The sequence below is a fragment of the Citrobacter sp. RHB36-C18 genome (assembly GCF_013814485.1).
Classification (GTDB): domain Bacteria; phylum Pseudomonadota; class Gammaproteobacteria; order Enterobacterales; family Enterobacteriaceae; genus Citrobacter; species Citrobacter braakii.
In genome coordinates this window covers 4,588,181-4,608,485 of sequence record NZ_CP057125.1, presented here as the reverse complement: position 1 = coordinate 4,608,485, position 20,305 = coordinate 4,588,181, and the positions used below count along the sequence as shown (strand labels likewise).

At 53.7% G+C, this 20,305-nt stretch carries 17 protein-coding genes; 8 read left to right on the top strand and 9 right to left on the bottom strand.

Annotation, left to right across the window (positions count from 1 at the left end):
* Nucleotides 1-9: 9 nt before the first annotated feature.
* From hslU to priA, 5 genes are all read right to left on the bottom strand, one after another.
* Nucleotides 10-1,341, bottom strand: a complete 1,332-nt coding sequence (gene hslU / locus HVZ52_RS21790) for an HslU--HslV peptidase ATPase subunit (protein ID WP_003028803.1) — start codon at nucleotides 1,339-1,341, stop codon at nucleotides 10-12.
* A 9-nt stretch (nucleotides 1,342-1,350) separates the two neighbouring features.
* Nucleotides 1,351-1,881, bottom strand: a complete 531-nt coding sequence (gene hslV, locus HVZ52_RS21785) for an ATP-dependent protease subunit HslV (RefSeq protein ID WP_003028805.1) — start codon at nucleotides 1,879-1,881, stop codon at nucleotides 1,351-1,353.
* 91 nt (nucleotides 1,882-1,972) lie between these two features.
* A complete protein-coding gene (gene ftsN, locus HVZ52_RS21780) occupies nucleotides 1,973-2,947 on the bottom strand; it encodes a cell division protein FtsN (protein ID WP_181598688.1) in 975 nt (324 codons plus the stop codon).
* A gap of 93 nt (nucleotides 2,948-3,040) precedes the next feature.
* Complete coding sequence (gene cytR / locus HVZ52_RS21775; RefSeq protein ID WP_016157916.1) at nucleotides 3,041-4,066, bottom strand: DNA-binding transcriptional regulator CytR; 1,026 nt, start codon at nucleotides 4,064-4,066, stop codon at nucleotides 3,041-3,043.
* Nucleotides 4,067-4,222: 156 nt separating this feature from the next.
* Nucleotides 4,223-6,421: a primosomal protein N' gene (priA, locus tag HVZ52_RS21770; protein ID WP_181598687.1), complete on the bottom strand. Its 2,199-nt coding sequence runs from the start codon at nucleotides 6,419-6,421 to the stop codon at nucleotides 4,223-4,225.
* A gap of 257 nt (nucleotides 6,422-6,678) precedes the next feature.
* Between priA and rpmE the strand changes: the two genes are divergently transcribed.
* The 3 genes from rpmE to HVZ52_RS21755 all read left to right on the top strand — a co-directional run bounded on the left by rpmE (nucleotide 6,679) and on the right by HVZ52_RS21755 (nucleotide 9,423).
* On the top strand, nucleotides 6,679-6,891 hold the full coding sequence (gene rpmE / locus HVZ52_RS21765) for a 50S ribosomal protein L31 (RefSeq protein WP_008787040.1): 213 nt from the start codon (nucleotides 6,679-6,681) through the stop codon (nucleotides 6,889-6,891).
* A 339-nt stretch (nucleotides 6,892-7,230) separates the two neighbouring features.
* Nucleotides 7,231-7,911, top strand: coding sequence for an oligogalacturonate-specific porin KdgM family protein (locus HVZ52_RS21760; protein WP_115191123.1), 681 nt, complete (start codon nucleotides 7,231-7,233; stop codon nucleotides 7,909-7,911).
* Nucleotides 7,912-7,998: 87 nt separating this feature from the next.
* The gene (locus tag HVZ52_RS21755; RefSeq protein WP_053388904.1) at nucleotides 7,999-9,423 is read left to right on the top strand and encodes a glycoside-pentoside-hexuronide (GPH):cation symporter; all 1,425 of its coding nucleotides are present in this window, start codon (nucleotides 7,999-8,001) and stop codon (nucleotides 9,421-9,423) included.
* A gap of 53 nt (nucleotides 9,424-9,476) precedes the next feature.
* Here HVZ52_RS21755 and metJ read toward each other — a convergent pair whose 3' ends face one another.
* The gene (metJ, locus tag HVZ52_RS21750; protein ID WP_003825168.1) at nucleotides 9,477-9,794 is read right to left on the bottom strand and encodes a met regulon transcriptional regulator MetJ; all 318 of its coding nucleotides are present in this window, start codon (nucleotides 9,792-9,794) and stop codon (nucleotides 9,477-9,479) included.
* A gap of 265 nt (nucleotides 9,795-10,059) precedes the next feature.
* On the opposite strand from metJ, the gene metB reads away from it, so the two are divergent.
* Together metB and metL are read left to right on the top strand one after the other, a co-directional pair.
* Nucleotides 10,060-11,220, top strand: a complete 1,161-nt coding sequence (metB, locus tag HVZ52_RS21745) for a cystathionine gamma-synthase (protein WP_046276403.1) — start codon at nucleotides 10,060-10,062, stop codon at nucleotides 11,218-11,220.
* 2 nt (nucleotides 11,221-11,222) lie between these two features.
* Nucleotides 11,223-13,655: a bifunctional aspartate kinase/homoserine dehydrogenase II gene (metL, locus tag HVZ52_RS21740; RefSeq protein ID WP_181598686.1), complete on the top strand. Its 2,433-nt coding sequence runs from the start codon at nucleotides 11,223-11,225 to the stop codon at nucleotides 13,653-13,655.
* On the opposite strand, the gene HVZ52_RS21735 is transcribed toward metL, so the two are convergent.
* On the bottom strand, nucleotides 13,656-14,036 hold the full coding sequence (locus HVZ52_RS21735; RefSeq protein WP_181221065.1) for a carboxymuconolactone decarboxylase family protein: 381 nt from the start codon (nucleotides 14,034-14,036) through the stop codon (nucleotides 13,656-13,658).
* An 88-nt stretch (nucleotides 14,037-14,124) separates the two neighbouring features.
* Between HVZ52_RS21735 and HVZ52_RS21730 the strand changes: the two genes are divergently transcribed.
* From HVZ52_RS21730 to katG, 3 genes are all read left to right on the top strand, one after another.
* Entirely contained in the window at nucleotides 14,125-15,033 is a 909-nt protein-coding gene (locus tag HVZ52_RS21730) for a LysR family transcriptional regulator (RefSeq protein WP_181598685.1), read from the top strand.
* A gap of 157 nt (nucleotides 15,034-15,190) precedes the next feature.
* Nucleotides 15,191-16,078 (top strand): methylenetetrahydrofolate reductase, encoded by an 888-nt coding sequence (gene metF, locus HVZ52_RS21725; RefSeq protein ID WP_016155273.1) that lies wholly within the window; start codon nucleotides 15,191-15,193, stop codon nucleotides 16,076-16,078.
* 168 nt (nucleotides 16,079-16,246) lie between these two features.
* Nucleotides 16,247-18,427 (top strand): catalase/peroxidase HPI, encoded by a 2,181-nt coding sequence (gene katG / locus HVZ52_RS21720; protein WP_016155274.1) that lies wholly within the window; start codon nucleotides 16,247-16,249, stop codon nucleotides 18,425-18,427.
* A gap of 85 nt (nucleotides 18,428-18,512) precedes the next feature.
* On the opposite strand, the gene HVZ52_RS21715 is transcribed toward katG, so the two are convergent.
* Together HVZ52_RS21715 and fsa are read right to left on the bottom strand one after the other, a co-directional pair.
* Nucleotides 18,513-19,616 carry a glycerol dehydrogenase gene (locus HVZ52_RS21715; RefSeq protein ID WP_016155275.1) on the bottom strand — a complete coding sequence of 368 codons (1,104 nt, stop codon included), beginning with the start codon at nucleotides 19,614-19,616 and terminating at the stop codon, nucleotides 18,513-18,515.
* Nucleotides 19,617-19,628: 12 nt separating this feature from the next.
* A complete protein-coding gene (gene fsa, locus HVZ52_RS21710) occupies nucleotides 19,629-20,291 on the bottom strand; it encodes a fructose-6-phosphate aldolase (protein WP_016155276.1) in 663 nt (220 codons plus the stop codon).
* Between the last annotated feature and the right edge of the window lie 14 nt (nucleotides 20,292-20,305).

Below are 20,305 nucleotides of genomic sequence, written 5' to 3'. Positions count from 1 at the left end.
TGAACGCGATTATAGGATAAAACGGCTCAGATCTTCATCTGCGACCAGCGCATCCAGATGTTTGCTCACATATTCGGCATCAATTGTGATGCTTTGGCCGTTTAAATCGCTCGCATCATAGGAAATATCTTCCATCAGACGCTCGAGAACGGTATGCAGACGACGTGCACCGATGTTTTCGGTGGTTTCATTGACCTGCCAGGCCGCTTCGGCAATGCGTTTAATGCCCGATTCGGTGAAGTTGATGTCCACACCTTCGGTCGCCATCAGCGCTTTGTACTGGACGGTGATGGAGGCATTCGGTTCGGTAAGGATACGCTCAAAATCGCTGGTGGTCAGCGCCTGCAGCTCGACACGAATCGGCAGACGCCCCTGCAGTTCCGGGATCAGGTCAGACGGTTTCGCTACCTGGAATGCGCCAGAGGCGATAAACAGAATGTGGTCTGTTTTCACCATACCGTGTTTAGTGGAGACCGTGCAGCCTTCAACCAGCGGCAGCAGGTCGCGCTGTACGCCTTCACGGGACACGTCCGGGCCGGAGGATTCGCCGCGCTTACAGATTTTGTCGATTTCGTCGATAAACACGATTCCGTGTTGCTCAACGGCGTCGATAGCTTCCTGTTTCAGCTCTTCCGGATTCACCAGTTTGGCCGCTTCTTCTTCAATCAGCAGCTTCATCGCGTCTTTGATTTTCAGCTTACGCGGTTTTTGTTTCTGACCGCCCAGGTTCTGGAACATGGACTGTAGCTGGCTGGTCATCTCTTCCATTCCCGGAGGCGCCATGATTTCAACGCCCATCGGTGCGGCCGCGAGATCGATTTCGATCTCTTTATCATCCAGCTGGCCTTCACGCAGTTTTTTACGGAACGCCTGACGCGCTGCAGAAGGTTCCTGCGGCTGCTCTGACTGTCCCCAGTTATTTTTAGCCGGTGGGATCAGCACGTCGAGAATGCGCTCTTCCGCCATCTCTTCGGCACGGAAGCGGTTTTTCTCGATGGCCTGAACGCGGACCATTTTGATGGCAGCATCGGTCAGATCGCGGATGATAGAGTCAACTTCTTTACCAACATAGCCGACTTCGGTGAATTTCGTTGCTTCAACTTTGATGAACGGCGCGTTGGCCAGTTTTGCCAGACGACGGGCGATTTCGGTTTTACCGACGCCGGTTGGGCCAATCATCAGAATGTTTTTCGGCGTAACTTCATGGCGCAGCTCTTCGTTGAGCTGCATGCGGCGCCAGCGGTTACGCAGGGCAATCGCCACGGAACGCTTAGCGTTGTCCTGGCCGATGATGTGTTTGTTCAGTTCGCTGACAATTTCGCGTGGGGTCATTTCAGACATGGGGGATCCTTACGCTTTGGAGTTCAATTCTTCGATGGTATGGAAGTGGTTGGTATAAATGCAGATATCCCCTGCAATATCCAACGCTTTCTCAGCAATCTCGCGTGCGCCAAGCTCGGTGTTTTCCAGCAGAGCGCGTGCAGCAGCTTGGGCGTAGGGACCGCCGGAGCCGATGGCAATCAGATCGTTTTCTGGCTGGATGACGTCGCCGTTACCGGTGATGATGAGTGATGCAGTTTCATCCGCAACGGCCAGCAGCGCTTCGAGTTTGCGCAGCATACGGTCGGTACGCCAGTCTTTTGCCAGTTCAACGGCAGCTTTCACCAGGTGACCCTGGTGCATTTCCAGCTTGCGTTCAAACAGTTCAAACAGCGTGAATGCATCCGCAGTACCGCCCGCAAAGCCCGCGATGACTTTGTCGTTGTACAGACGGCGGACTTTCTTCACGTTGCCTTTCATTACGGTGTTACCCAGTGTGGCCTGACCATCACCGGCGATTACCACATGGCCGTTACGGCGTACGCTTACTATTGTTGTCACGAGCAGACCCCTTGGTTACAAATGCAAAACACAGGCCCCGCGCAGTATGCGGGGCGTAATGCAAGTATAGATGGGGGGGATTTTGGGGGTTTCAACCCCCAGTGGCGAGTCGAATGCAGTTTGTGTGACCAGCAACTTTCAGGCGGCTGATGGTGTTGTCGGCATTCTCTTTGCCTTTGACCGGACCAATGACCACGCGATTCCAGCCGTTATTGGTGGTAATACGTGAGTTGAAGCCTTCAAAAGCCAACTGCGCGCGCACGGTTTCTGCCTGCTCAGCGCCTTTAAATGAGCCGCACTGTACCATCCAGCGGCGTTCATCTTTTTTCTCCGCCGTCTGTTTTGGCGGCTGCGTTTCATTCGCTATCGGCGCGGCCGGCTGCGTTTTCGGCTGAGCGGCGGTGGTATGCGCAGGTGTTTGCAGTAGATCCTGATACGGCTGTTGGGCCGCCGGTTTTGGCTGCGCCTTCGGCTGCTGTACCGGTGCGGCTTGCGCAGTACGCGTTTGCTGCTGCTGGTTCGGCTGTTCCGTTACCCGTTGGCGCGGCTGTTGAGCCTGCTGTTGGGTGTTATTCCACTGCTGCTGTTGCACCTGACGCTGACGCTGCAGCGTTTGCTGGCGTTGTTCAGCAGTTTGTTCGTTCCACGGTACTTCGTTGAGCTGCGTTGGCTGTTGGCGCATATCGGCCTGCATTTGCGCCAACAACTGGCGCTGCTCATTGGTAAGCTGATCGGCGTTCAGTACCTCGCCGCCTGCAGACGGTTCGGTAGGCGCACGTACGCCAGGCTGACGGCTTTCCAGCTCTTTGATGTATCGCCAGCGCTCTTCCGGTTTTGGTGGGATGCCATTACCGGTGACTTTCTGGTTTTGCAGCGTTTCGGACTCTTCTTTCTTGTGATGCGTAATGAAGTACAGACCACCGATAAAGGTCACGAGTACGGCTGCAGCAATAGCAACCATAGCGGGCGATACCGCAGGCGTATTGCGTTGTTTTTTCCGTGATGTGCTCTTCTTGCGCCGCGAAGGTGCCGGTTGGCCGCGACGTACATAATCTCGTTGTGCCACTATCGTTTCGCTGTATTTATTCGTTCGTCAGCCCGCCATGTTACTTAAGCGGCGGGCCTTTGACCAGACAGGGGAGTCCGAAAGCACTTTACTTTACGTCAGTGCCCGGGTAGTGCCCCGAATAATAAGCTCGCAGTCCAGTAAACGTGAGCCACTGCTGACGTTCTGACCTTGTAGTTGATCGAGCAGTAACAGCATAGCTTCACGTCCGATATCGAAACGCGGCTGTGCGACGGTTGTCAGGGGTGGATCACAAAATTCCGTGAGCGAAATATTATCAAAGCCAATGATGGATAAATCGTCAGGTACCTTCAGACCCTGACGTTTGGCGTAAGAGAGTGCCCCCAGCGCCATGACATCGCTGTGGCAAAAGACCGCAGTAGGTGGCTGTGGAAGCTCAAGGAGTTGCTTAAGCGCATTGGCTCCCGCTTCATAGGTAAAGTCACCACGCGCGATGAAATGCGGATCGACCGTAATTCCACTGCGGCGCAATGCCTGAACGTAACCTTGCAGACGGTAATGGCACAGCGGCATATCCTCTGGTCCGGCGATACAGCCAATGCGTTTATGCCCCAGTTCCAGCAGATAGTTCATCGCGTTGAAGGCGGCGGTGAGATTATCAATGTGCACGGTGGGGAGTTCCAGCTCTGGCGCGAACTCGTTGGACATGACCATCGGCGGCAAGTTGCGCTGCTCTTCCACGCTGGCATCAAACGGCAGGCGCGAACTGAGCAGCACCATGCCATCGATCTGCTTGGTGATAATGAGGTTGAGGAAGGTCTTTTCCTGCTGATTCTGGTGGGCGCAGTCGCCGATAAGCACCAGATATCCCTGCTCAGCGGCGGTCACTTCTATGCCGCGAATCACTTCACTAAAAAACGGATCGCAGATATCCGGCACAATCACCAGAATGGTACGTGATTCATTACGCTTAACGTTGCGTCCCATTGATTGGGGTAAATATCCCACTTCCAGCGCAGCCTGTTCAACCTTGTTACGGGTTGACTGCGAGACTTTGTCCGGGTTCATTAATGCGCGGGATACGGTTGCCGTTGAGACTTTCGCCTTCAGAGCAACATCTTTCATCGTAGCGGCGGCAACCTGCTTATTCGGTTTCACTCTTTCTCCTCGCCAGAGAGCTGCTGGCACAGACTCGTCCTTGAATAGCCTTCATCTGAAACATTTTTATCAGATAGTTAATGGAAGCGGTTACAGAATTTTCATAAAAAGTGTGATGGATCTTTAATTTTACGATCCGCCTCGCATCGTGAGGGATTATCCCTCGATGGGATCGACATCCAGCACCCATTTAACCTTACGTGCATCGGGTAACGTATTGATCAGCGCCAGTGTGCCGCTGACGATATGCTGCAGGCGAATTCGCGACGGATGTTGCAACAAAATTTGCCAGCGATAGCGACCGCCGCGCTTGGGGGCCAGGGCGGGAACTGGGCCGAGCACCCACAGTTTGTCATCGGCAAGCGGACTGGCTTGGATCAGATTTCGCAACTGTTGTAAGAACATAGGCGCATGCTGGTTGTTATGATCTTCTGCCCGCACGATCACATGGCTGGTCCACGGTGGAAGCTGGAGCGTTTGTCGCTCGGCCAGCGCCTGCTCGGCAAACGCGTCATAACCTTTGTACAGCAAAGTTTGCAGCAGCGGATGTTCAGGATGGTGCGTTTGTAGCACCACTTCGCCCTGTTTCCCGGCGCGTCCTGCTCGCCCGGAGACCTGCGTGTAAAGCTGGGCGAAGCGTTCTGCCGACCGGAAATCTGCAGAGAACAGCGCGCCGTCAACGTCCAGAAGCGCCACCAGGGTGACGTCCGGGAAGTGGTGGCCTTTGGCCAGCATTTGCGTGCCGATCAGAATTCGTGCGCCGCCGCGATGTACTTCCGCCAGATGCTGCTCCAGCGACCCTTTACGGCTGGTGGTGTCGCGATCGATGCGTGAGATTGGCACGCCGGGGAAAAAAGGGGTCAGAGCCTGCTCAAGCTGTTCGGTGCCGAGTCCAACCGGAACCATATGCGTTGAGCCGCAGGAAGGGCACTGACGTGGTATTGGGCGCTGGCTGTCGCAGTGGTGGCAGCGTAAATGGTGCAGTGCCTGATGCAGCGTGTAGTAGTGATCGCAGCGCGGACATTCTGCAATCCAGCCGCAGTCATGGCACAGCAGCGCAGGAGCAAAGCCCCGGCGGTTCAAAAACAGAATCACCTGGTTATCCGCCTGCAGGTGCTGACGCATACGGGTGATAAGCGCAGGGGCGAGTCCGGCCTGCACCTGCTGACCTTTGAGATCCAGCACGTGCTGAGTGGCAGGGCGCGCATTTCCGGCACGGCGCGTCAGGCGCAGCATGCGATATTTTTTCTGTCGCACGTTGCACAGCGTTTCCAGAGCCGGAGTGGCTGAGCCGAGAATAATCGGGATCTGCTCGCTGTGGGCGCGATAAACCGCGAGATCGCGCGCATGATAGCGCCAGCCTTCCTGCTGTTTATAAGAGCTGTCGTGCTCTTCGTCGATGACAATCACGCCGAGATTTTTAAACGGTGTAAACAGTGACGAGCGCGTGCCGATAACAATCGCCGCTTCGCCATTTTTTGCTTTCAACCAGGCCGAAAGACGTTCGCTGTCGTTCAAACCGGAGTGCAGGACTTCGACTGGCGCATTGAAGCGTTCTCGAAAACGGGCAATAGTTTGCGGCGTCAGGCCAATCTCCGGCACCATCACCAGCGCCTGTTTGCCCTGGGCCAGGACATTTTCCAGTACGCTTAGATAGACCTCTGTTTTGCCTGAGCCCGTCACGCCCGCTAATAGCCAGGCGCTAAAACTGTCCGCGGCGCTGTGAATCGCCCCGACGGCGGTGGCTTGCTCGGTGTTCAGTCGAAGACGCTCACCGGAAACCGCGTAGTGGGTACGCCAGTCGCTAAAGCCTGGCGTTTCACTCGCCAGATCGCACAGCCCTTTTTTCCGCAGCGTTTGTAATGCGGCGTCATTAAATTCGAGTTCAGCCACCAGGTCGCGCCAGATTTTTCCCTGGCGTAGCGCAGCCAGCGCCTGCTGTTGCTTGGGAGAGCGCTTCAGGCTGTTGAGATCAATAACCTGACCTTCTTCAGTGGCAAACCAGTACCATATAGGCGCGTTTGTCGCCGGGCGTCCCTGGCGCAGCAGAATCGGCAGGGCATGAAACAGTACGTCGCCGATAGGATGGTGATAATAGTCAGCCGCCCACAACAGCAGACGCCAGACGGAGGTCGAATAAACCGGCTCGCTGTCCAGCACTTCGAGAACGGCTTTCAATTCGCTCAGCGGCAGTTCGCTGTGCTCGCTGACGGATAGAACGATGCCCACGCGCTCCTGTTGCTTGCCAAAGGGCACGCGTACACGACACCCAGCTTTGGCGCTCATGCCTTCCGGCAGCAGGTAGTCAAAGGTGCGAGGTAGCGGAACGGGTAAGGCAACGTGCGCAACGGGCATTGAATCATCCTGACTTGAAATCTGGCGGGTTAGTATACACATTAGTGAAGGGTAGAATGCGGATCAGTTTGCATGAGCAGGTTAATTTCTGTATGATTCGCCGCCTTTGATGCAAATTGATTGCGTCAAACAATGACCATTACCCGAGAGTTTCAGGCTGTTGATGCAGCGTGAAAGGTGACGGGGAATAATTAACATCGCGTGGTGTCTGGCGTTAGGGCTGGAAGAGCGACGCGGCCTTAAACCGAGGTTTTCCCATGAAAAAAGATATTCACCCGAAATACGAAGAAATTACTGCAAACTGCTCTTGCGGTAACGTCATGAAAATCCGCTCTACCGTCGGTCACGATCTGAACCTGGACGTGTGCGGTCAGTGCCACCCGTTCTATACTGGCAAGCAGCGTGATGTTGCTACCGGTGGCCGTGTTGATCGCTTCAACAAGCGTTTCAGCATCCCAGGCAGCAAGTAAGTTTCAGCTGTCAGAAAAAAGCGCCTTATGGCGCTTTTTTTGTATCTGCGCCTGCAGACTAAAATTCGTATTGATGTATTGAATGATGTCTTTTATTTAATAAATAAAACAGTGTTTTTATTTTTACGATAAAATGTTTCAACTGGTGATCTGCGTCCTTTTTATCTTCTTGTTTTTGCCACTTATGCCAATCTTTGGCAAAATACCAAAGGTTTCTTCCTTCTTTCTAAAATACACTTTCGTGGAAATATAAAATTATTCTTATTCCTTCATCGTTTCCTCATTTATGGACGGAGCGAGATGGGCAATTTCCTAGATTTAGTGTGAAGAGGGATGGTCATGAAATTTAAATCCGCGTTATTACTGATTTCATTATTCTCTGCGGCCGCGCAAGCGGGTTATGTTGATTATCGACATGAATATTATGATGATGGTCGTAATTACGACCGTGTTTATATGTCGCATCGTTTTGCTACGGGTTTTGGTGTGGCAGTCGAGGCCATTTCACGTTCCGAAAATACGCAATCTAATGATGCGTGGAATAATATGGAAAGTAATGGCAACGAGTATACGGCAAGCTACCAGTTCACCTGGAAGGACCTTATCTGGCAGCCGGGTATTGCGATCGAAACGGGCGATAACATCGCGATTTATAAGCCTTATATTCGCGTGCAGTATAACATCAATGACCATTGGTGGACTGCGTTCCGCTATCGTCAGGAGTACATGCGCAGAAACACTGACGGCAAGGATGACCGCATGGTCTATCGTCCGGAAGCATGGCTCGGTTACAACATCAATGACTGGATGTTTGAGCTGAACGGTATTTATAAAATTGCCGATAGCGAAGATTTATATAACAACCGAAAAGACGATTACGAATATAACTTCCGTGTGGCGTATAAAATAGGTTCATGGGTTCCATTTGTTGAGGTAGGTAACGTTTCCTCGGGGTATAACACCACAACCACAGACGATCGTCAGACCCGCTATCGCGTTGGTCTCGGTTATAACTTCTGACCGTTAATACACTTCGTATCGATTTATTACGCTGAGCATCGGTATACGCATAGTTTGCGTGAATAATGTGTCTAAGGAGTTAACATCATGTCTAATGATGGAACAATGATCGGAAGCAATCAAAATATTGCTGTCAGGCCTTTCGGATTAAGAGATAAATTCGGTTATTTATGTGGTGACCTCGGAACCTGTTTTATTCTTGGACTGGTAAATAGTTTTTTAATGATTTATTACACCAACGTACTCGGTATTTCCGGTGTTATTGTTGGTTCACTCTATTTTGTGACCAAACTCTTTGATGCGTTTGTCGACGTTGGCGTAGGGCGCTTATGTGATACCTCTAAACTGACGGTACATGGGCGATTTAACCCCTGGGTGCGCCGCATGAAGTACCCATTTTGCATCATTGCGGTCGTTCTGTTCCTGCCGTTTGTGCATGATTTTTCTTATACGGCGAAAATTATCTACATCTGCTGTTCCTATTTTATTTACGGTTCGCTGTTATCGACAGTGAGTATTCCGTATGGCGCCATGTCTGCGGCGATTAGCTCGAATCCGGAAGATCGCGTATCGCTGTCAACCTGGCGCAGCGTTGGGTCCGCCATCGGCGGCGGGACAACCGGCTTTTTTATTCCGATCCTGATGTACACCACTCTGGTGGACGGGAGCCAGGTGATCTCTGGGCAGCATTTCTTCTGGATTGCCATTGGTTGTTCTGTGCTGGGGTTTATCTTTTTAACGTTGACCTGTCAGTTAACGACGGAACGCGTGCGGGTGGAAAGAAAAGAGAGCATGCCGGTTTCTGTGCTGCTGAAGGGGCTGATACGCAATAAAGCGCTAATTGTTTTAGTGGTTGTGGATCTGCTGATTGTGATTAATCAGGGGTTGTCTGGTACCAACATGACTTACCTGTTTAATGACTATTTCCATAACAAAGAGGCCATGTCCGTTGCATTGCTCTTCACCTTTGGCTCTCTGGTTTTGCTGGCCCCCTCGGCATCCTGGCTCACGAAGCGCTTTGGTAAGAAAGAAGCCAGTGTAGGCGCGCTGCTCTTTGCGGTAGCCATGTATGTGATTATGTACTTCACTCACATTACCGACGCGAAGGTTTATTTGGTTTTCCTGTTCCTGGCAACGCTGGGAGCCGGGTTATTCAACCTGATGATTTGGGCGTTTATGACCGATGTGTGTGATTATCACCAGTATGTCACCGGCGATCGTGAAGATGGGACCGTCTATGGCGTGAACTTCTTCGCCCGCAAGGTTGGCCAGGCGTGCGCAGGGGCTATTGGCGGCTTTATGCTGGCCATCATTGGTTATCAATCTTCGTCAACGGGTGGCGCTGTGCAAACCAGCATTGTGCAGGAAAACATCTATACGATGGCAAATCTGTTACCGGCTTTATGCCTGTTTTTGGCAGCAGTCATTCTGATTTATTTCTATCCATTGAACCGTAAAGAGACGCTCAAAATGGAAGAAACATTGAATAAGCTTAATGGTATCAGTAAGTAACGTAGTGAGAAGCGGCGGGAGTAATCCCGCCTTTTCTCATCTGTCTTGAAAAATCAGTATTCCCACGTTTCCGGGTTGATACCCAGTTCACGCATGATTACCTTTGCTTCTTCCGGGATTTCATCGCTGCGCTCTTTACGCAGGTCGTCATCGTTGGGTAATGGTTGCCCGGTAAAAGCATGCAGAAACGCTTCACACAGCAGTTCGCTGTTGGTGGCGTGACGCAGGTTGTTAACCTGACGACGCGTGCGTTCATCGGTAAGGATTTTTAACACCTTCAGAGGAATGGAAACCGTAATTTTTTTGACTTGCTCACTCTTCTTACCGTGCTCAGCGTATGGGCTGATATATTCGCCGCTCCATTCAGCCATGAGATACCTAATCCTCTTTGTCATTAATATTGAGGCCAGAACCTGAGCCCGGACCATAATTGCGCGTAGTTTATCGTAGTGGCGTGGCCCTGACACGAAGTAAGCCGACGCAGATGTACGCTAATGCATATAATTTTAACGGCTATTTCCGGTTTGCTCAATCTATACGCAAAGAAGTTTAGATGTCCAGATGTATTGACGGCTATCGTAACTATGATTACTCTGGTGTCTGACTTTTCACCGACTCAGCCAGGATCTCCTCAATATGACGCGTAAACAGGCCACCATCGCAGTGCGTAGCGGGTTAAATGACGACGAACAGTACGGTTGCGTTGTCCCGCCGATCCACCTCTCCAGCACCTATAACTTTACCGGTTTTAATGAGCCTCGCGCCCATGACTATTCGCGTCGCGGTAACCCAACGCGTGATGTCGTTCAGCGTGCGCTGGCGGAACTGGAAGGTGGGGCGGGGGCAGTACTGACCAATACCGGCATGTCGGCGATTCATCTGGTGACCACGGTATTCCTCAAGCCTGGCGATCTGCTGGTCGCACCGCACGACTGCTACGGCGGGAGTTATCGTCTGTTTGACAGCCTGGCAAAGCGTGGCTGTTATCGCGTACTGTTTGTCGATCAAGGAGATGAGCAGGCGTTGCAGGCGGCACTGGCGGAAAAACCGAAGCTGGTGCTGGTAGAAAGCCCAAGCAACCCTCTGCTGCGCGTGGTGGATATCGCGAAAATCTGCCAGCTGGCGCGCGAAGCTGGAGCGGTCAGCGTGGTGGACAACACTTTTTTAAGCCCGGCACTGCAAAATCCACTGGCATTAGGCGCCGATCTGGTGTTGCATTCATGCACGAAATATTTAAACGGTCACTCCGACGTAGTGGCTGGTGTGGTGATAGCAAAAGATCCGGAAATGGTCACTGAACTGGCATGGTGGGCGAATAATATTGGTGTGACCGGCGGCGCGTTTGATAGTTATCTGCTGTTGCGCGGCCTGCGTACTCTGTCACCTCGTATGGAGGTGGCGCAACGTAATGCTCAGGCGATTGTGGATTATCTGCAAACTCAGCCGCTGGTGAAAAAATTGTATCACCCGTCATTGCCGGATAATCAGGGCCATGAGATTGCCGCGCGTCAGCAAAAAGGGTTTGGCGCGATGTTGAGTTTTGAGCTGGGTGGCGATGAGCAAACGCTGCGTCGCTTCCTCGGCGGGTTGTCATTGTTTACGCTGGCGGAATCGTTAGGGGGCGTTGAAAGTCTGATCTCCCATGCCGCAACCATGACACACGCGGGAATGGCGCCAGAAGCGCGCGCTGCTGCCGGAATTTCGGAAACGCTGTTGCGTATCTCCACCGGTATTGAAGATGGCGAAGATTTAATTGCCGACCTGGAAAATGGCTTCCGGGCTGCAAACAAGGGGTAAACATGAGTGTGATTGCGCAGGCAGGGACGAAGGGTCGTCAACTGCACAAATTTGGTGGTAGTAGTCTGGCTGATGTGAAATGTTATCTGCGTGTCGCAGGCATTATGGCGGAGTACTCGCAGCCTGATGACATGATGGTTGTTTCAGCCGCAGGCAGTACCACTAACCAGTTGATTAGCTGGCTAAAATTAAGCCAGACCGATCGTCTTTCTGCGCATCAGGTTCAACAGGCGTTACGTCGCTATCAGAGTGAGCTTATCAGCGGTTTGTTACCTCCTGAGGTGGCGGATGGGCTGATCGGCGCGTTTATTCACGATCTGGAGCGTCTGGCCGGGTTACTCGACAGCGGCGTGAATGATGCCGTCTATGCTGAAGTCGTCGGGCATGGCGAGGTGTGGTCGGCGCGTTTGATGTCTGCCGTCCTTAACCAACAGGGGCTGGAGTCAGCCTGGCTGGATGCGCGCGATTTTTTACGTGCCGAGCGCGGCGCTCAGCCGCAGGTGGATGAAGGTCTTTCTTACCCATTGCTGCAGCAACTGCTGGCGCAGCATCCGGGCAAACGCCTGGTCGTTACCGGTTTCATTAGCCGTAGCAACGCCGGTGAGACGGTACTGCTGGGGCGTAACGGCTCCGACTACTCGGCGACGCAGGTTGGCGCGTTGGCGGGGGTTTCCCGCGTAACCATCTGGAGCGATGTGGCCGGGGTTTACAGCGCGGATCCGCGTAAAGTAAAAGATGCCTGTCTGCTGCCGCTGCTGCGTCTGGATGAAGCCAGCGAGCTGGCGCGTCTGGCGGCTCCGGTTCTTCATGCCCGCACCCTCCAGCCGGTTTCCGGCAGCGATATCGATCTCCAGTTGCGTTGTAGCTATACGCCGGAGCAGGGATCGACGCGTATTGAACGCGTGCTGGCTTCCGGTACCGGGGCACGTATTGTGACCAGCCATGACGACGTTTGCCTGATTGAGTTTCAGGTTCCCACTGGCCAGGACTTTAAACTGGCCTATAAAGAGATTGATCAGATTTTAAAACGCAACCAGGTGCGTCCGCTGGCAGTGGGTGTGCATCCTGACCGCCAGTTGCTGCAATTTTGCTATACCTCCGAAGTCGCTGATGGCGCACTGAAAATTCTGGATGAAGCTGGCCTGCCGGGCGAACTGCGTCTGCGCCAGGGGCTGGCGCTGGTGGCGATGGTTGGGGCGGGCGTCACCCGTAACCCGCTGCACTGCCATCGCTTTTGGCAACAGCTGAAAGGTCAGCCGGTCGAATTCACCTGGCAGTCGGAAGAGGGCATTAGCCTGGTCGCCGTCTTGCGTACCGGGCCAACGGAGAGCCTGATTCAGGGTCTGCACCAGTCAATCTTCCGCGCGGAAAAACGCATTGGTCTGGTGCTGTTCGGCAAAGGCAACATTGGGTCGCGCTGGCTGGAGCTGTTTGCCCGCGAGCAGAGCACGCTCTCGGCGCGTACCGGATTAGAGTTCGTGCTGGCAGGAGTGGTTGATAGTCGCCGTAGTCTGCTGAATTACGAAGGGCTGGATGCCAGCCGCGCGTTGGCCTTCTTCGATGACGAGGCGCTAGAACAGGATGAAGAGTCATTGTTCCTGTGGATGCGCGCCCACCCGTATGATGATTTAGTGGTGCTGGACGTCACTGCCAGCGAGCAGTTGGCGGAGCAGTATCTGGATTTCGCCAGTCATGGCTTCCACGTTATCAGCGCCAACAAGCTGGCGGGGGCGAGCAGCAGTAATAATTACCGCCAGATTCATGACGCCTTTGAAAAAACCGGTCGCCACTGGCTGTATAACGCCACCGTCGGCGCAGGTTTGCCGATCAACCATACCGTGCGCGATCTGATTGATAGCGGAGATACTATTCTGTCGATCAGCGGGATCTTCTCCGGCACGTTGTCGTGGTTGTTCCTGCAATTTGATGGCACGGTCCCGTTCACCGATCTGGTGGATCAGGCGTGGCAGCAGGGTCTGACTGAACCTGATCCGCGCGTGGATCTTTCCGGCAAAGATGTGATGCGCAAGCTGGTGATTCTGGCGCGTGAAGCGGGTTACGACATCGAACCGGACCAGGTGCGCGTAGAGTCGCTGGTGCCTGCGCACTGTGAAGCAGGTTCTATTGACCATTTCTTTGAAAATGGCGATGAGCTGAACGAGCAGATGGTGCAACGCCTGGAAGCGGCACGTGAAATGGGACTGGTGCTACGCTATGTGGCGCGTTTTGACGCTAACGGTAAGGCACGCGTTGGCGTTGAAGCGGTACGCCCTGAGCACCCGCTGGCGGCACTACTGCCGTGCGATAACGTCTTCGCCATTGAAAGCCGTTGGTATCGTGATAACCCGCTGGTCATTCGCGGACCGGGGGCGGGCCGCGATGTGACCGCTGGGGCGATTCAGTCTGATATCAACCGCCTGGCGCAACTGCTGTAGTTAGCGCTTACTGTTCGCCGCAAACACCTCTTTTGCGGCGAACAGGCCGTTTAGTGCTGCCGGGAATCCCGCATAAACTGCCATCTGCATCATCACTTCAATAATCTCTTCCTGCGTTAAGCCAACGTGCAGCGCGGCGGCGATGTGTACCTTAAGCTGTGGTGCGGCGTTACCCATGGCGGTGAGCGCCGCTACGGTGGCAATTTCTCTACTGCGTAAATCCAGCCCCGGCCTTGAATAGATGTCGCCAAAAGGAAATTCAATCAGGTATTGGGCGAAGTCCGGCGCGATATCCTTCAGGCTATCGACGACCGCATCTCCCCCTTTTCCATCAACCTGTTGCAGCATTCTCTGACCGGTTAAATAGCGTTCTGAATCCATGATAATCACCTCGTGAGTTAGTGTATGGCATGAGGATAGAGCGTGCGGAATGATTGGGGTAATACCGTTTCCGTGATACCTTTTCGGTATGACAACTTCGCCTTTGCATTCTCTGGATATCCGCCTCCTACGCTATTTTTCCGTGGTGGCGGAAGAGAACAACATGAGTCGAGCGGCGCTGCGTTTATTTATGTCGCAGCCGCCGCTGAGTCGCCACATTCGCCAGCTTGAAGAGCGCCTGGCGGTGACGCTTTTTGTCCGTCATACCCGTGGACTTACGCTGACGGAGGACGGCCAACGCGTACTTGAAATCGTGCGCCCGCTATTGGCGCTACAGGATAAAACCTGGGCGGCGTTGAGTCAGATAGCGAAAACGGGAGAGCAATCTCTGCGCTTAGGGCTAAGTACAGCGTTTGAGCAGGGCGTTTTTGCGGCGCTTGAGTCGCAGCTTGCTACGCGTGTACAGAAGCTACATATTGTCCGTCATGGTTCGCCTGAACTGGCGCGTCAGGTGCGTCGAGGAAAACTGGATGCAGCGCTGGTGGCGCTACCGCTTGAGAATTTGGGTCTTAGCGTCACGCCGCTCGGCTGGCAAGAATCGATGATTGCCGCCTTACCCGCGCTCTGGCCAGAGGCGGCTCTGCCTGCGCTCTCGTTAACGTCGCTGAACCACCGACCGCTGTTCTGGTTCAAACGTGAACGTAACCCTGCTTTTTTTGATTACACTCGACACATTTTTCGTCGTGCCGGTTACTCTCCTGCCCTTATTGAGGAGCCGATGGAACATGACGTGTTGCTGGCACGGATCGCTCAGGGTGACGGTCTGAGCCTGGTTCCGGCCTCCTTTTCCGCTATCCAGCGTCAGGGCGTGATCTTCCTTCCGCTTACTGATACAGAATTGCGTCTTAGCATGGGGTTAGCGACACTGCCTGAGAACGTAACAAAAGTAGAGTGGCTACAGACGGTCGTGACGCAATCTCTCACCATTTCAAGCTGATGTGAATTTTTTTCACGTTGGCTGAGTATTCCTCACCTTTAACGATGATTTTTGTGTTGACGCCAGCATGCTTTTCCGTCATTTTTACATCTAGACGTCTAAACGTATAGCAGTTCACAACACAACATATAACGACAAAAGATTGATGAGGTAAGGTATGAGCTTTTTTCACGCCAACCAGCGGGAAGCCCTGAATCAGAGCCTGGCAGAAGTGCAGGGTCAGATTAACGTTTCGTTTGAGTTTTTCCCGCCGCGCACCAGTGAAATGGAGCAAACCCTGTGGAACTCCATCGATCGCCTGAGCAGCCTGAAGCCGAAGTTTGTTTCAGTGACTTACGGTGCAAACTCTGGTGAGCGCGACCGTACGCATAGCATTATTAAAGGCATTAAGGATCGCACAGGTCTTGAAGCGGTCCCGCACCTGACATGCATTGATGCGACCCGCGATGAGCTGCGTACCATTGCTCAGGACTACTGGCATAACGGTATTCGTCATATTGTTGCCCTGCGCGGTGATCTGCCGCCGGGAAGCGGTAAACCGGATATGTATGCTTCCGACCTGGTGACTCTGCTGAAAGACGTTGCAGACTTCGATATCTCCGTTGCGGCTTACCCGGAAGTGCACCCGGAAGCGAAAAGCGCTCAGGCGGATTTGCTGAACCTGAAGCGTAAGGTTGATGCCGGTGCAAACCGCGCGATCACCCAGTTTTTCTTCGATGTAGAAAGCTATCTGCGCTTTCGCGATCGCTGTGTGTCTGCGGGAATCGATGTGGAAATTATTCCGGGCATCCTGCCGGTATCTAACTTTAAGCAGGCGAAAAAATTTGCTGACATGACCAACGTCCGCATTCCTGCGTGGATGTCGACCATGTTTGATGGTCTTGATGATGACGCGGAAACCCGCAAGCTGGTGGGCGCGAATATCGCCATGGATATGGTAAAAATTCTCAGTCGCGAAGGGGTGAAGGATTTTCACTTCTATACCCTCAACCGTGCCGAGATGAGCTACGCTATTTGTCACACACTGGGTGTAAGACCTAACTAAACAGATGCCCCAGCCCTCTACGGAGGGCTTTTTGTTGATCATTTTGATCTACATCTCTGCAACTTAAAATATAAAAGGAATTAGCTATCGAATCTGTGGGTTATTTCGACTATATCTTATCTCTGGTGGTGTATATCGTAGTCAGAACACTGTAAAGGGAGCATATAGATGAGCATGTCCGACGATAGCCAAAACGCATCAACTGCCGGTAAGTGTCCTTTTCATCAAGGCGGTCACGATCAGAGCGCGGGAGCAGGAACGAATAACCGCGACTGGTGGCCAAATCAACTCCGCGTTGATCTTTTAAACCAACATTCCAACCGTTCGAACCCGCTGGGTGAGGACTTCGACTACCGCAAAGAGTTTAGTAAACTCGACTATTCTGCCCTGAAAGGGGATCTCAGAGCCCTTCTGTCCGAATCTCAACCGTGGTGGCCCGCTGACTGGGGAACCTATGCCGGATTGTTTATCCGCATGGCATGGCACGGCGCGGGAACCTATCGCTCTATCGATGGACGCGGTGGAGCGGGTCGCGGACAGCAGCGTTTTGCACCACTGAACTCCTGGCCGGACAACGTCAGCCTTGATAAAGCACGTCGTCTGCTGTGGCCAATCAAGCAGAAATATGGTCAGAAAATTTCCTGGGCCGACCTGTTTATCCTCGCGGGTAACGTGGCGCTGGAAAACTCAGGTTTCCGTACCTTTGGCTTTGGTGCCGGTCGTGAAGATGTCTGGGAACCGGATCTCGACGTAAACTGGGGTGATGAAAAAGCCTGGCTGACTCACCGTCACCCGGAAGAGCTGGCAAAAGCGCCGCTGGGCGCCACCGAAATGGGCCTTATTTATGTGAACCCGGAAGGGCCGGACCATAGCGGCGAACCGCTTTCTGCGGCAGCGGCTATTCGCGCGACCTTCGGTAACATGGGGATGAACGACGAAGAAACCGTGGCGCTGATTGGCGGCGGTCATACGTTGGGCAAAACCCACGGCGCAGCAGCGGCATCGCACGTTGGCGCCGATCCAGAATCCGCACCGATTGAAGCGCAGGGCCTGGGTTGGGCCAGCAGCTACGGTAGTGGCGCGGGCGCGGATGCAATTACTTCTGGTCTGGAAGTGGTGTGGACGCAGACGCCTACCCAATGGAGCAATTATTTCTTCGAGAACCTGTTCAAATATGAGTGGGTGCAGACTCGCAGTCCGGCAGGCGCGATTCAGTTTGAAGCGGTTGACGCGCCAGAAATTATTCCCGATCCGTTTGATCCGTCGAAAAAACGCAAGCCGACGATGCTGGTTACCGACCTGACGCTGCGTTTCGATCCTGAGTTCGAGAAGATCTCTCGCCGTTTCCTGAACGATCCGCAAGCGTTCAACGAAGCGTTTGCCCGTGCGTGGTTTAAACTGACGCACCGCGATATGGGGCCAAAATCGCGTTACATTGGACCGGAAGTGCCAAAAGAAGATCTGATCTGGCAAGACCCGCTGCCGCATGCGTTCTTCAACCCAAGCGAAGAAGATATCCTGAAGCTGAAGGCGACCATCGCTGCTTCCGGACTGTCCGTGGGCGAACTGGTATCGGTAGCGTGGGCTTCGGCATCGACTTTCCGTGGCGGGGATAAACGTGGCGGCGCTAACGGTGCGCGTCTGGCGCTGGACCCACAACGCGGCTGGGATGTGAATGCCACCGCAGCACGCGTTCTGCCTGTGCTGGAAGGTATTTATAAGTCTGCCCATACTGCCTCGTTGGCCGATATTATCGTGCTGGCCGGTGTTGTCGGTATCGAGCAGGCGGCTAGCGCTGCGGGCGTCAGCATCAAGGTACCTTTTGCGCCGGGTCGTGTGGATGCGCGTCAGGATCAAACGGATATTGAGATGTTTGAACTGCTTGAGCCGATTGCCGATGGTTTCCGTAACTACCGCGCTCGTCCTGACGTGTCGACCACCGAGTCGCTGCTGATCGACAAAGCGCAGCAGTTGACGCTAACCGCACCGGAAATGACCGTGCTGGTGGGCGGTATGCGCGTACTGGGCACCAACTTTGATGGTAGCCAGCACGGCGTCTTTACCGATCGCCCTGGCGTACTCAGCACTGACTTCTTCGTCAATCTGCTGGATATGCGTCATGAGTGGAAGGCGGTTGATGAGTCACAAGAGCTGTTTGAAGGTCGTGACCGTTCGAGCGGCGAGGTAAAATACACCGCAACTCGCGCCGATCTGGTGTTTGGTTCTAACTCTGTACTGCGCGCAGTGGCTGAAGTTTATGCCTGCAGCGATGCTCACGAAAAGTTCGTGAGAGATTTCGTTGCCGCATGGGTGAAAGTGATGAACCTGGATCGTTTCGATCTGCTGTAACAGACCATGCCGGATGTCGCTTGCGCGGGTCCGGCATAGTATGAACAAAAAAATCCCCGCAATTGCGGGGATTTTTATTGGCCGGTTATTCCCACTCTTGCAGGTAACGTTGACCGTACTGGTCAGCCACCAGCAGGGCGGCATACACCTGGTCCGGCGTTGCGCCGCCAGGCATGTTGTGGATGGTTTCGCCTTCGGCACAGGCAGCTTCAGCTACAATGCGCATTTTCGCCGGAATATCCTGTTTGATGTCCAGTTGCGCCAGGGTAATCGGCAGGCCAACGGAATGACACAGCGCCGCAACGGTTTCAATTTCATCGACCGGCGCGTTTTCCAGGACCAGTTGCGTCAGCGTGCCGAAAGCCACTTTCTCGCCGTGGTAATAGTGATGCGCATCCGGGATTGCTGTCAGGCCGTTATGGATGGCGTGCGCCGCTGCCAGACCGCCGCTTTCAAAACCGACGCCGCTCAGATAGGTGTTGGCTTCAATAACGCGCTCCAGCGCAGGCGTTACCACGTGCTGCTCGGCAGCCAGCATCGCTTTTTCACCTTCTTCTATCAGCGTATTAAAGCACAGCTCAGCCAGCGCCAGAGCCGCCTGAGTGCACTGACCGCCCGCCATGGTGGTTGCGCCGCTGCGTGAACAGGCGCGTGCTTCGAACCAGGTCGCCAACGCATCGCCAATGCCCGCGGCTAACAGACGCGCCGGTGCGCCTGCGACAATTTTGGTATCAACAATGACCCTGTCCGGGTTATTGGGCAGCAGCAAATAGCGATCGAATTCACCGGCATCGGTGTAAATAACGGACAGCGCGCTGCACGGTGCATCGGTAGAGGCGATGGTTGGCGCAATGGCGACAGGCACGCCCATAAAGTGCGCCAGCGCTTTGGCAGTATCCAGCGTTTTACCGCCGCCAATACCAAGTACTGCGCCACATTGCGCTTTTTCTGCCACGCCGCGCAGACGGTCGATTTCGTTTTGTGAACACTCGCCGCCAAACGGTGCAATCTCCAGCGCCAGTCCGGCATCCTGGAAGCTTTTTTCCAGTGCGCCCTGGGCAAAGCCTAAGACAAACTTGTCCCCAACGACCAGCCAGCGCTCTGCCAGTGGTTTGAGGTAGTTGCCAAGACGGGTAATAACATCGGCACCCTGGATGTACTTACCAGGTGATTGAATAATGCGATCCATACTTTATTTCCCTCACAGGTTGATGTGACCAAATGTATTGTTCCAGTCATGTTCAAACTTCTCTATTGCTGACTCTACCGCAGGGGTATTGAGCATTTGTTGCGCTACGTCTAATGGCAGGGTGATTGCTTCGCATCCAGCCAGTAAGCAATCCAGCGCCTGACGAGGGGTTTTAAAGCTGGCTGCCAGTACCATGCTGTTTGGCGCATGCAGTTCCAGTAACGTTTGCAGTTCTTGTACCGTGCGAATTCCGTCGCCGCCCTGCGCGTCAATACGGTTAACGTAAGGTGCGATATATTTCGCCCCCGCCAGCGCTGCCAGCAGCCCCTGAGAGGCACTGTACACGGCGGTTCCCAGCGTGGTGATACCCTCTTTTTTCAGCATCTTGATCGCGGCCAGACCTTCGGATGTCACCGGGATTTTTACCACCAGACCGGGGACCGCGTTGCTCAGACGTTTGGCTTCCTCCACCATGCCTTGTGCGTCTCGGCTCATGGTTTGGGCAAACAGAATGCCCTCTTCGCCAATGGCGTTTTGCAGGCGCGGCAGCACATCCCAGATGGATTCTTTGCTTGCTGCCACAATGCTTGGGTTGGTGGTGACACCCGCGATAGGGAAGATGCGTGCCAGACGTTCGACTTCCGCGACGTTGGCGGTATCAAGGTAAAGTTCCATACAAAAACACCCTC